Annotated in this window: 7 protein-coding genes; 5 read left to right on the forward strand and 2 right to left on the reverse strand. The window is 70.1% G+C overall.

The window, feature by feature from the left end; all coding sequences use genetic code 11:
- Positions 1 to 2: 2 nt before the first annotated feature.
- Positions 3 to 2,222, reverse strand: coding sequence for an AgmX/PglI C-terminal domain-containing protein (locus tag ACN469_RS02525; protein ID WP_498763782.1), 2,220 nt, complete (start codon positions 2,220 to 2,222; stop codon positions 3 to 5).
- Between the two features lie 39 nt (positions 2,223 to 2,261).
- Positions 2,262 to 2,663: a hypothetical protein gene (locus ACN469_RS02530; RefSeq protein ID WP_498763784.1), complete on the reverse strand. Its 402-nt coding sequence runs from the start codon at positions 2,661 to 2,663 to the stop codon at positions 2,262 to 2,264.
- 265 nt (positions 2,664 to 2,928) lie between these two features.
- Between ACN469_RS02530 and ACN469_RS02535 the strand changes: the two genes are divergently transcribed.
- From ACN469_RS02535 to ACN469_RS02555, 5 genes are all read left to right on the forward strand, one after another.
- Positions 2,929 to 5,280 (forward strand): MtsA protein, encoded by a 2,352-nt coding sequence (locus ACN469_RS02535; RefSeq protein ID WP_498763786.1) that lies wholly within the window; start codon positions 2,929 to 2,931, stop codon positions 5,278 to 5,280.
- 143 nt (positions 5,281 to 5,423) lie between these two features.
- Positions 5,424 to 7,016, forward strand: a complete 1,593-nt coding sequence (locus ACN469_RS02540; RefSeq protein ID WP_498763787.1) for a calcium-binding protein — start codon at positions 5,424 to 5,426, stop codon at positions 7,014 to 7,016.
- Positions 7,017 to 7,185: 169 nt separating this feature from the next.
- Positions 7,186 to 8,523 (forward strand): cell-cell cohesion MYXO-CTERM protein MtsC, encoded by a 1,338-nt coding sequence (gene mtsC, locus ACN469_RS02545; protein WP_498763789.1) that lies wholly within the window; start codon positions 7,186 to 7,188, stop codon positions 8,521 to 8,523.
- 34 nt (positions 8,524 to 8,557) lie between these two features.
- On the forward strand, positions 8,558 to 10,546 hold the full coding sequence (gene mtsD, locus ACN469_RS02550; protein ID WP_498763791.1) for a cell-cell cohesion protein MtsD: 1,989 nt from the start codon (positions 8,558 to 8,560) through the stop codon (positions 10,544 to 10,546).
- Entirely contained in the window at positions 10,543 to 12,291 is a 1,749-nt protein-coding gene (locus tag ACN469_RS02555; RefSeq protein ID WP_498763793.1) for a vWA domain-containing protein, read from the forward strand. The genes mtsD and ACN469_RS02555 overlap by 4 nt, the downstream gene beginning before the upstream one ends.
- Positions 12,292 to 12,302: the final 11 nt, after the last annotated feature.

Below are 12,302 nucleotides of genomic sequence, written 5' to 3' on the forward strand. Positions count from 1 at the left end.
CGTCAGTAGCCGACGGAGTTGAAGAGGAACGGGTAGGTGATGATGACCACGCCGCCCTTGGGAGCGGGGAAGGTCCAGGTCTTCAGATTGGAGAGGATGCACGCCTCGACGGAGGCATTGCGCAGCGTGGAGGACTTCGTCTTCGCCGCGGCCACCCGGCCGTTGGCGCCGATGGTCCACTCCAGCACCACCTTGCCGGCGAGGCCCGGGTCCTTGAGCAGCGCGCGCTCGTAGCATCCGTGCACTTCGTTCAGGTGGCTGTTGATGACGCGGGCCACGGCCTCGCGGTCCACGGTGCCCTGGGTGGAGGCGATGCTGCGCGCGGTGGCGCGCGTGACGGTGCCGCCGACCTTCCCCTTGCCCACCGAGCCCGCGCCCAGCGCGCCGATGCCGCCGCCGCCCTTGCCGCGCAGAAGCTCAGCGCCCAGCGTCGCGCCGCCGCCCTTGCCGCCGCCGCCCAGGCCGAACGTGCCCAGACCCGCGTTGGCGATGGGCGCCTTCCCGATGAGGCCCGACAGCTTGTAGTTGGAGTTCTTCACGTTCTTGCTGCCCGGGCCGCTGCCCAGCTTGTCCACGGCGGCGAGCAGGTCGTTCGTGGCGGGCCCCGCGGCGGACAGCTTGGCCAGCGCCTTGAGCGCCTTGTTCTCCGCGGGCGCGGCGGCCACGGCCTTGGCGGGCTGCTGCTGCTTCGGAGGAGGAGGTGCCTTCTCCACTGGCTTGACCGGCGCCTTCTCCGCGACCTTCTCCTTCGGCGGGGCCTTCTTCTTGATGGCCTCCAGCTTCTGCTTCGCCTCTTCCTTCTTCTTCGGCTCGGGGGCGATGAGGCGCAGCGCGACGGGCGGCAGGTTCTTCTGCGTGAAGTCCGCCGTCTCCGGCGTGGCGGGCTTGAGCACGATGAAGGCGGCCATGACCGCCGCGAAGAGGACGAAGGTCGACACCGCCAGCCACGGCAGGCCCTTGAGGGGGTTGATGAACACGCGCGCGGGGATGGGGGCGGCGTAGGCCACCAGCGACATCTGGCCCTGCGTCAGCCGGGCGCCCACGCCCTCGCGCAGCGTGATGAAGCGGCGGCTGCCGTCGGACTCCAGCGCGGCGCCGGTGACGGGCGTGAAGCGGCCGTCGTTGCCGCTCTTCTCCACCTCGGTGCCCGGAGGCACGAAGAGGCGGAAGGCGCCGTTGGCCGACTCGGCCAGCGTGAAGGGCCCGGTGCTCTCCGGCAGCGTGAAGCCCCACAGCGGCATCGCCTCGGGCAGGTCCAGCGAGGCCCGCACCGGCTGCTTCTTGTCCGGCTTGAAGCGGCGCGCGTCGCGGCGGATGGTGCCCCAGTACAGCTCCAGGTAGAGCTGGGGCACGCCCTTGCCCGGGTCGACGCGGGGCGCGTGCGTGGGCCGCGACGCGGTGACGCGAGCTTCCTGGAGCAGCGGCCCCCGAGGCTCGGGCAGCGGCTCCAGCGCGATGTCCGCGAGCAGGTCATCCGCCAGCAGCATGCCGGTGTTCGTGGCCTGCGGCGGCTCCTGCGTCACGCGGCGGCGCACGGACGGCACGGTGCCGGCGGGCACGGGCTGGGGGGCCTGCATCGGCACGGGCTGCGGCGCGGCGGCCACGTGGGCCTGGGCGTTGATGGAACCCTGTGGCGCGTGGGCGACGGGCGCCGGCATGGGCACCATCGCGGGCGCCGCGGACTGCTGCGGGTAGATGGCCTGCGTCGCCGCCTGCGCGGGGTGCTGCGGCACGGCGCGAATCGCGGGCACGGTGGTGGCCAGCGGCTGCGCGGGCGCGGCGGTGGGGCGCAGCTGGCGCACGGGCGCGCCCTGCTGCGGCGCGTGGGCGACGGGCTGCGGCGGCGCGGGCTGCGGCGTGCCGAACAGCGCGGCGACCTCCGGCGGAGGCTGCGGCTTGGCCTCCTGCGGCTTCTGGGCGAGCACGCGCGTCTTCAAGACGAACGGGCCGCACAGCACCTCGTCCACCGAGCGAATCTCGCACGCGGTGACGCGGTGGCCGTTGACGAACAGGCCCGTGGCGGTGCCCGCGTCCTGGATGGCCGCACGGCCATTCTGGAAATAGAGCAGCGCGTGGCGCGGCTCCACGGCCGGGTCTTCCAGCCTCAGGTCCGAGGACGGGTCCGAACCGAGCGCATACGTGCCGGGGACGAAGACTTCCGTCCCAACGAGGAGTCCGTCGCGGAGGATGACGACTTGCAGGACGCTGGGCTGGCCGCTCAACGGTGACGCTCCCTTCAAGGGCTGGTGGGCGGTGCTGCCCTACTGGTCGTACACCGTGGCGAGCGTCTCGGCGCGGAAGCTGTCGCGCTCGCGGATCATCGACCGCGTCTTCAGCTCCTTGCGGTCATAGAGATAGACGGCGCCCGACTTGTTCGTCTGGCCCTGGATGAGCCGGTCGTCGAAGTCGATGCGGGACGGGCCGCGCTGCGGCGGCGCCGAGGAAGCGGTGGCGTCCGACTCGCCCGTCACCGGGTCCGTCACGGGCGCGCCCTTGGTTTCAATCTTGGGCGGAGTCTTGGCGCTGGCTTTCTTGCCAGCCTTCGCCTTCGCCGACTTCGCGGAACGGCCGCGGCCTTGGGCCCAGGCGTCGCTCGGGGTGAACAGCGTACCGATGCCGAGGAGCTGGGCGACGGCCATGCAGAGGAGGAAGCGTCGCATCATCAACAGGTTAAGCGATGCGTGTATGGACCTGTCAACGCACACTCCAGGGCTGTTCGTGAGACGTGGGTCAACAGGTGTGGGGGGCACTCCACCCCATGTGGGGCGCGTTCTCCACGACACCACTTGCTCGTTGCCGGCCGAACGGAAAGATGTCGTGCCGCTCCGCGTCTGAAGTCGGCCCCCGACCGGGCAGGCAGCCAGAGAACGTCGTGGCCTCGCGCGCGAGGAGGGAGGATGCTCCCTCGCGAAAGGCACCGGGACACGATTGACGAGCGCGGCGCGCAGATGGGCTTTGCTGGCGGTGGGCGCGGTGCTGTGGAGCGCCGCGGGAGTCGTGGGCTATCGCCTGAGCACGCGCGGACAGCGCGCCTCCTCGTCCGGTGACGCCGCTCCCCCCGCGTCGGCCTCCTCCGGAACGGCGCCCAGGCTGGAGGCGGTAGGTCCCCGGCTCACCAGCAACGAGACCTCCCAGCCCCTGTCCATCCATGGCGCGCGGCTGGTAGCGGGGTTGCGTCTGTCACTCGGTCCACCACTGTCACGCGAGCTTCCGTTGACGGTGGTGGACTCGAGCCACGCCTTCACCCGGCTGCCCTCGGACGTGACGCTTCCGGAGGACGTGCCGCAGGTGGTGGTGGAGGCCCGGCTGGTGTCCGCCGGTGGGGCTCCCGTCGAAGGGACTCCCCTCGAAGGGAGCGTCCACCTCACCGTCGTGAATGACCGCGCCTTCCCCGACCTGACGGGGATGGTGGCGTCGCCGGATGGGCGCACGCTGTTCATCGTCTCGCCGCCCACGGACACGGTGTACTCGCTGGATGTGGGCACGGGCCGCGTGGAGCGGCTGGCGGTGGGGGACGGCCCCTCCGCGCTGGCCACGTGGAAGGACGCGCGCGGTCAGTCCTTCCTGGGCGTCGTTCATCGCTACCAGCCGGAGCTTCGGGTGTTCGCGCTGGACTCCGCGAGCGAGCCCCGGGTGCTGCCCGCGCCCCTGGGCGCCTCCGGGCTGGAGGTGGACGGCGCACGCGGCGTGGCCTTCGTCGCGGAGCAGGTGAGGGACACGGTGCGGGCGCTCTCGCTCGAGGACGGCCGCGAGAAGTGGGCCGCGCCGGTGGACCCCAATCCGCGCGCGCTCGCCCGGTGGAAGGACGTGCTCGCGGTGGGCAGCCTCCAGACGGGCCAGTTGGAGCTGCTGCGTCAAGCGGACGGCTCGCGAGTCTTCACGGTGGTGCCCGGCCCGGGCGTGGCCATCGTCGGCGGCAACACCGAGCGCTTCCGCGCGCAAATCATGGGCGGCAAGGCGCCGCGCACGCTCATCGCGAGCGAGAAGCTGGGGCGCCTCTTCATGGCGAGCCTGGGCCCCAATGTCGGGCCCAATCCGAAGCGCATGGAGGTGAGCAACAACAGCGGCGTGGCCGTCATCGACCCGGCGAGTGGCGACTATGTGAGGCACCGGGGCTTCGGCGCGGGTGTGACGGAGGGGCTGGCGCTCGACGAGGCCGCGGGCCTGCTCTATGCGGCGGATGTAGGCATCGGCTGGGTGCGGGTGCTCGACGCCCGGGCGCTCATCTCCGGAGACGACGCGGTGGCGCGCGGCGCGGTGCTTCAGAAGATTTCGCTGATGCCGCCCGAGGGCACGCCGCGCATCCGCCCGGCCGAGGACTTCTCGACGAAGGGACGTGCGGGCGAGGAGCTGCACTCGGGGCCGCGCTCGCTGGTGCTCTCTCCCGATGGCGCCACCCTCTATGTCCTCAACCGCTTCACCCACGAGGTGGCGGTGGTCGATGTCCGCGACGCGCGCGACAAAGGACGGCCGCTGGTGGTGACGCGGCGGCTGCCGGTGGTGGAGTCGCGCGCGCAGGCCAAGCGCCGGCTGGGACAGGTCCTCTATTACGCGGACCTGGGCCGCACGGGCATCACCTGCGACGGGTGCCACATCGAGGGGCACACCGGCGGCGTCTTCTACGAGAAGACGCGGCCCAACCGCATCTACCGCTCGCCCACGGTGCTCGGCAGCCGCGACACCCCGCCCTTCTTCACGCCCGCCAGCCAGCACAGCCTGGCTGAGACGGCGAGCTTCGTGGGAGCGCGAAACCGCTTCCACAACCCGGACCCCTCCCCCTCGGAGGTGGAGGCGCTCACCCTCTATACGTCGCTGATGGCGACGCCGCCCAACCCGTATCGGGGCGAGGACGGCGCGCCGCTGGAGACGGTGACGCTCCCGGATGGACACGTGGGGCGTCCGGCTCGCGGGCGCGCGCTGTTCGAGGGACGCGGCGGGTGCCTCGCGTGCCATCCCGCGCCGCTCTACACGCTGGACCAGGACCCCACGACGCGAGGCCAGTATCTGGATGTGGGCACGCCCGTGGCGCTGCCGCTGCGCATCGAGCTCCAGGATTTGGTGGTGGGCGCGGCGCCGCCGTCGTTGGTCGGCACGTGGGACATGTGGCCGCTGCTCACGAGCGCCACCGCGGGTTATGCGGTGAAGGACGGCCGGCTGGTGGTGGACACGCGCTTCCCCTTGAGGACGGTGCTGGAGACGGCCGGGCCCGCGCACGGCGATGCTCGCGCCTTCAGCGCGGAGGAGCGGGACGACGTGCTCGCCTTCCTGCTCACATTGTGAGCGCGCGCCGGAACGCGGCGCGTCCGGCTTTCCGTGGCGGGGCGAAATTACGGCCCGAGGTGTGTGCAAGCGTCTGAAGAATTCGACGCGGACGGCGCTGTCACTTGCGTTGTCGTGGGGGGCTGCGGTCTACAATCCATCCGATGCGCCCCCTTCCGCGCTCCGCGTGGCCGCTGCTCCCGATTCTGCTCCTGTCCTGCTCCGACGCGGGTCTCTATGCCATCGACGGGCGTGGGGCCAACCGGGGTGACCGCGCCAACTTCTCCGGCAACGTCTGTGTCCCGCTCGCGGGCGGCGACGCGTTTCCCACCAAGGTCCTCTTCGCGCTGCAGGGCGGCGAGGGCGTGGAGACGGAAATCGTGGGCTACGCCACCGACGGCCTGTCCACGCTCTCCAGCCGCTTCTCCGGCCCGTTCGTGAAGTTCGGCCTGGTGGCCTACCACTCGGTGGCCACCGGCATCCTGGGCGGCTTCTCCAACGCGGAGGACTTCCAGGCCGCGCTGCCGCGCTTCGCCACCTATCAAGAGTCGGGGCCCGTCAGCGTCCGCTCCTCGCTGCGGCTGGCGAAGACGCTCTTGTCCGGTGACATGCAGACGTCGTGTCGCGGCGAGGTGGCCCGCACGCGCTACATGGTGGTCGTCGTGATTCGCAGCCAGGACACGAGCTGCTCCAACCCGGCCTTCAACATCGGCCTGGATGCGACGTGCAACGCGCTGACGGACAAGGTCGCCTGCAGCAAGTGCGAGCTCACCGCCGTCACCGGTGAAATCAAGGCGCTGGCCCAGCAGTACGGCGCGGGCGAGGTCGTGGTGCAGCCCATCTATGTCCGAGGCACCGTGGCGGACCCCGCCACGCGCGAGCATGTCGCCGCCATCGCCCACGCCGGTGGCACCGCGCCCATTGAAACGGACGCGGTGGGCCTGTCTCCCACCCTCAGCGGGCTGAAGTACTCGGCGCGCACGAACACCCTCAAGCTCAAGCGCTTCCTCGCCTTCAACCGCAACGTGGTGGTGCGTGCCGGCCAGGTGCTCGTCGACAGCGACGGTGACGGCCTGCCCGACGTGGATGAGGACGCGCTCGGCACGGACCCGCTGCAGCTCGACTCGGACCAGGACGGCTTGATGGATGGCATCGAGGTCCGCGTGGGGTTGGATCCGCTCGTGCCCGACGTCATCAACGGCTGCAGCGTCTCCCTGGACGAGGACGGCGACCGGCTCAACACCTGCGAGGAGCGCGTGCTGGGCACCAACCCCTGCATCGGCGACTCCGACGGCGACACCATCCCGGACCTGGTGGAGGCGCTGACCCCGCTCAACCCGCTGGTGCCCGAGGACCTGCTCGACTCGGACCGCGACGGGCTGACCAACATCGCGGAGATTGAAGCCCACGGCGACCCGCTCAGCGCCGACCTCGACTTCCACCGCGAGCGCGGCTACGGCTACGACCTGGTGGAGACGGACCCCACCATCGACGGCCGCACCTGCTACGCGACGCGCGTGGAGAACGTCTCCCTCGTCGCGACGCGCGAGCGGCCCCATCCGCTCATCCCGGGCGAGGTCATCCCCGCGGGCACCAACGAGGTGTACCTCTACCTCCAGGCCGGCCGGGACAATGATCCGCGCGGTGCGGGCATCGGCTCGCTGCTCATCCAGCCCATCCAGTACGACAAGGACGAGGGACGCACCCCCTCCGGCATCCTCCCCCTCGACCCCGAGGCCTTCATCCTCGGAACGTGATCCACCCGTGAGTGGGGGGTCCACCCCTCGCTCGGACTGGGGAGTGCCCCCCACATTCTCCGGTCCCCACCTGATGCGCTGTGCACAAGTGCCTGAAACTGCTGGATTTGAGCTCGGGCAAAGGTGCGGATCGTCTCTTGCTTATGGCCCGGGGCTGAAAGGAGTCACCATGTCACTCGTTCGTCTCGCTCCGGCGTTGCTGCTCGGGGCCTTCCTGGTCGTGAACCCCAGCACCGCTCAGGCGCAGTCCAACGACAACCCGGACAACCCGGAATGCCTCGGCGATAGCTGCGGCCGCCCTCAGGAGGAGGGAGGAGGGTGTGGTTGTGGTTGTGGAGGCTCCGTGTGGGTGAACTACACGGATGACGGCGACACGCTGGCCTACACGGACGACGCGGACGGCGACGGCCGCGCGGACGACCGCGACAACTGCCCGTTCGCGTCCAACCGCGACCAGACGGACAGCGACGGCGACGGCGTGGGCAACGTCTGCGACAACTGCTCCACGCTCTCCAACTTCCAGCAGCGCGACGCCGACGGTGACGGCCAGGGCGACGACTGCGACGCGGACCGGGACAACGACGGCATCGCCAACGAGCTCGACAACTGCGCGCTGATTCCGAACGCGGACCAGGCCAACCTGGATGGCGCGCTCGGCGACGCGCTCGGTGACGTGTGCGACCCCGACGACGACAACGACGGCGTGGCGGACGGCGCGGACAACTGCCCCCGCCTGGCCAACGCGGACCAGGTGATGCCGGCGGATGGCAGCCAGTGCCGCGTGGACGCGGACGGCGACAACATCTCCGACAACGGTGACAACTGCCCCGGTATCGCCAACCCGGAGCAGACCGACACGGACAACGACGGCCAGGGCGACGCGTGCGACGCGGACAACGACGACGACGGCGTCCTCAATGACGCCGACAACTGCCGTGATGTGGCCAACCGCGACCAGGCGGACGACGACCGCGACGGCGACGGCGACGCGTGCGACCGGCTCTACTGCCTCGTGGTGGACCCCTCCCAGAAGGACAAGTGCCTGGACCCGAAGTCGCCCTTCACGGTCAGCGCCGGTGGCACCATGCGCCTGGAGAAGTCGGGCGACACGCTGCGTCCGCCGCTGTTCGCCAACCGCAACGGCGCGGCCATGGAGTACCGCTGGACGGTGAGCAAGCGCCCCGACGGCTCCAACGCCGTGGTGGAGAACCCCCAGGGCGCGGTGACGCTCAGCCGCAACTGGCAGTACACCTACGTGGACGGCAGCGTCCCCAACTTCGTGCCGGACACCGAGGGCACGTACGAGCTGACCGTGGAGGCCCGCCTGGCCTTCGCCGACCGTGTCTTCCCGGACAGCCGCGTCGCCACCTCCACCCTGGTGCTGACGGTGGGCAAGGGTGATGACGAAGGCTCGAACTGCAACTCCGTGCCCGCGGGCTTCAGTGCCACGGCGCTCGGCGCCGCGATGCTGGGCGTGCTGATGCGTCGTCGTCGCCGCGAGCAGTAAATCCCGCTGTCTGTTGCCAGGAGGTCGTTCCCCTATGCGCCGCCTTCTTCGTTACCCGCTGTTCGCGGCGGGCCTCCTGGCCACGGGACTGTTGTCCTGTACCGACTCGATGCTCGAGCCTCGAACGGAACAGCAGTCCCACGTCGATGACCGGGTGATGCTCCAGGGGCGCGTCTGCACGCGCCCGCCCAACCCCGCCGGCTTCCCCGTGAAGGTGGTGGTGGTGCTCGACGAGTCGGGCAGCATGTGCATCTCCGACCCGCCCGGCGCGCAGCTGGACAGCGGCTTCTGTCAGCAGGCCGCGGTGCAGGCCATCATCCCGCCCGGCGTCACCGAGCCCGCGCGCGTGCGCGCCCTCAAGCGCCTGGTGTCGCAGTTCCGGCAGGTCAACGCGGCGGGCGGCAACGTGCAGGTGTCCGTCGCCCCCTTCGAGACGAACGTCCGCAACGTCTGGCCCCCCGCCACGACGGGCGACCGCTTCGCCCGGCCTGACACCAACATCGACACCTATATCGACGGCCTGCAGAGCCAGCTGGGCAAGGGCACCGACTACCAGGGCGCCCTGTCGTACGCCTACAGCCTCATCGCCAGCGACATCAACGCCGTCGCGCTGTCCAATCCGGAAGTGCTGCCGCGCACCCGCTACGTCGTCGTCTTCCTCACCGACGGCACGCCGTATCCGCGCTGCTCCGCCACCGACAACCTCAGCGTCTACGCCAACCCGGACAACCCGGACCTGACGTGGGCGGACTCCATCGTGAGCTTCTGCAACGCGACGAACACGACGGACCAGATTGACGGCTTCGAGATTGGCACCGACCGCAACCAGAACTACCAGCTCTTCAGCTACGTGCGCCGGCTGATGGAGCTGAAGGACCAGTACAACGTGGGCGACGTGCGCATGCACACGGTGCTGCTGTTCAACCAGGAGGCCGTGCGCGCCTGTGGCCCCATCTGCCAGGAAATCTATGGCATCTACCCGGGCGTGCCGCAGGCCGAGTACCCGGCGGCGGCGAAGAAGATCGCCTCCTGGCTGCTGACGCGCTTCGCGGAGATGGGCAACGGCGTGTACCAGGAGTTCAACGACACCGCCGAGATCTCCAACCTGGGCCTGGGCGCGCTGGACTACTCGTCCTTCGCGTCGCGCAACGTGATGAAGACGCTGCTGGTGGAGCCGCTCAGCTCCGGGCCAGGAGTGGAGTCGCGAATGGTGGACAGCGACGGCGACGGCGTGCCGGACGACCTCGACAACTCCTTCACGCTGAAGACCAATCCGTTCAACGCCGACAGCGACCGGGACTGCCTGAGCGATGGCTTCGAGCATCGCCGCGAGGACCAGGGCTTCAAGGCGGCCAATGACTTGGATGCGCGCGGGTGTGACCCGGCCTCTCCCCTGACGCCGCGCTGCACGTGCCGCGACACGGACGGAGATGGCCTGTCGCAGTTCGCCGAAGGGTACCTGCGCACGCGGGAGACCATCGTCGACAGTGACGGCGACGGCATCCCCGACAGCCTGGAGGCGCGCTGGGGCCTCAACCCGCTGGAGCCCAGCGTGGCGGGCCTGGACACGGACGGCGACGGCCTGCCGGACGAGGTGGAGCTGCGCGCGGGCACGGACCCCACGCGTCGGGACAGGGCCTTCTTCGAGAAGAACGGCTTCCAGTACGAGACGCGCATCGCGGAAGTCCTGCCCAACGGCAGCATCTGCTACGACTACACCGTCTCGAATCTCCAGATGGTGACGACGCCGGACCGCGTGGGGGCGAAGCAGGGCTTCAACCTCTTCAAGCTGTGGTTCGCGGAGGCGCCGGAGAGCGGCGTGGCCACCGACTACGGCGTGTGGCGCTCGGCCTGCGCCTGGTCCCAGTACGCGCCGCCGAGCATCCGCGTGCCGGTGGGCCCGGAGCTGACACTGACGAACGACAACTTCATGGTGCCCACGGACATGGGCAACCCCTGGGAGAACCAGGGTCGATGCGTGGGCGCGACGCCCGCGGGCAACCAGGGAGGATTCACCCCGTGAGTGTGGCTGGACGTATCCTGGCGGGCCTGATTGTCGCCCTCGTGCTGGTGATGGCCTGCTCCGATTCGTATCTGTATGACCCGCGCCGGGACGTGGAAGTCCCCGTGGACCGGGCCGTCTCGCTGCAGGGCCGCTTCTGCACCGTGGGTTCCAACGAGGTGGTGCGCCCCATCAAGCTCATCATCGCGATGGACGCCTCGCAGTCCATGCGCGTGAGCGACCCGGACGGCGCGCGCGCCACCGCGCTGGTGGAGCTCATCCAGAACCTGCCCAGGGACCCCGAGGTCTACCTGGCGGTGGTGCTCTTCGCCGGAAGCACCACGGCGTTCCTCACCCAGTCGCCGGGCAACCCGCCGCAGGACGGCTTCGTGCAGGTGTCCTCCATGGACGACGCCCGGCTGCGCCAGCTCACCGAGCAGCTGCTCACCTTCCGCAACCCGGACAACTCACCGAACCGGGACTCGACGGACTTCGTCAAGCCGCTGTCGGACATCTACTCGCTCATCAACACGGACATCGCGCGCAGCCGGCTGGAGCCGGGCGGTCAGCAGGCGCTGGCGCAGGCGCGCTACTCGCTCGTGTTCCTGTCGGACGGTCGGCCCACCACGGACCAGGACGACGAGCTGCTCCAGGGTGACGCGGTGGTGCGCATCCGTCAGCTCAGGGATTTGGTGGAGGACGTGCGCGTCAACACCGTGCACGTCTTCAACCCCACGCAGCCGGTGTCGTCGGTGTGTGACTTGTCTGGAGACGGCGGCTGCCCGCTGCTCATCATCAACCAGAACGCGGACCGGCTGGAGAAGATGGCCGCGCTGGGCGGCGGCAACTTCCGCGACTTCCGCAACAACGAGCCCATCAACTTCCTGGACTTCTCCTTCGGGCAGGTGCGGCGCACGTTCATCGTGAAGGAGGTCATCGCGACCAACTTCTCCGCGCCGCCGGGCAGCCCGCTGGACGAGGCGGACACGGACGGTGACGGCCTGTCGGACGCGCGCGAGGCCCAGGTGGGGACGAACCCCAACCTGATGGACACCGACGGTGACGGCTTCAGCGACGGCGTGGAGGTCTACTTCCGCGACCGGGGCGTGGACTTCGACCCCACGCAGGTGGCGGACCCGGATGGTGGCGGCCTGGACAAGGGCTGTCCTCCGCTGCTGCGCGCCTCGGACAACGACTGTGACGGGCTCTTGGACTGCGACGAGCAGTTCATCGGCACGAACGCGACGCTGGCGGACAGCGACCGCGACGGCGTGCCGGACGGCATCGAATGGCGCGGCGGCACGCAGGGCGCGAGCAATGACCTGGACGAGGACCCGGACAACGACGGGCTGACGAGCCGCCAGGAGCTGCGCCTGCACACCCGCCCGCTGGAGGTGGACACCGCGAACCTGGCGGCGGAGGGCTACCGCTACTCCTTCGAGGCGGACGGTCCTCCGGATGAGCTGGGCCGGCAGTGCTACACGCTGCGCGTGGACAACGTGCTGCTGGCGCCGACCATCGCCGCCGCGGATGACGCGGGCATCGTCACGCGCGGCGCGGGCTTCAACAACGTGGCGTTGTCCGTGGCGATGGTGCCCGCGGACGACCCGACCGCGCGCACCCAGGTGCGCACCTTCCGCGTGGACACCGTGCGCTACCCGGTGGGCGGCATCAAGTCCCCCTCCGACGGCATCATCCGCGTAGCCCCCGAGGACTTCGTCGACGGCTGCCCCGGCCGCGCCGACGTCTCGCTCCCGACGCCGTGAGAATCGACGCT

It is taken from the genome of Corallococcus terminator (assembly GCF_049194865.1).
Classification (GTDB): domain Bacteria; phylum Myxococcota; class Myxococcia; order Myxococcales; family Myxococcaceae; genus Myxococcus; species Myxococcus terminator_A.

Coding starts and splice junctions, on each gene's coding strand:
- ACN469_RS02530 (WP_498763784.1), bottom strand. CDS start 2,663: ATGATGCGACGCTTCCTCCTCTGCATGGCCGTCGCCCAGCTCCTCGGC.
- ACN469_RS02540 (WP_498763787.1), top strand. CDS start 5,424: ATGCGCCCCCTTCCGCGCTCCGCGTGGCCGCTGCTCCCGATTCTGCTC.
- mtsC (WP_498763789.1), top strand. CDS start 7,186: ATGTCACTCGTTCGTCTCGCTCCGGCGTTGCTGCTCGGGGCCTTCCTG.
- mtsD (WP_498763791.1), top strand. CDS start 8,558: ATGCGCCGCCTTCTTCGTTACCCGCTGTTCGCGGCGGGCCTCCTGGCC.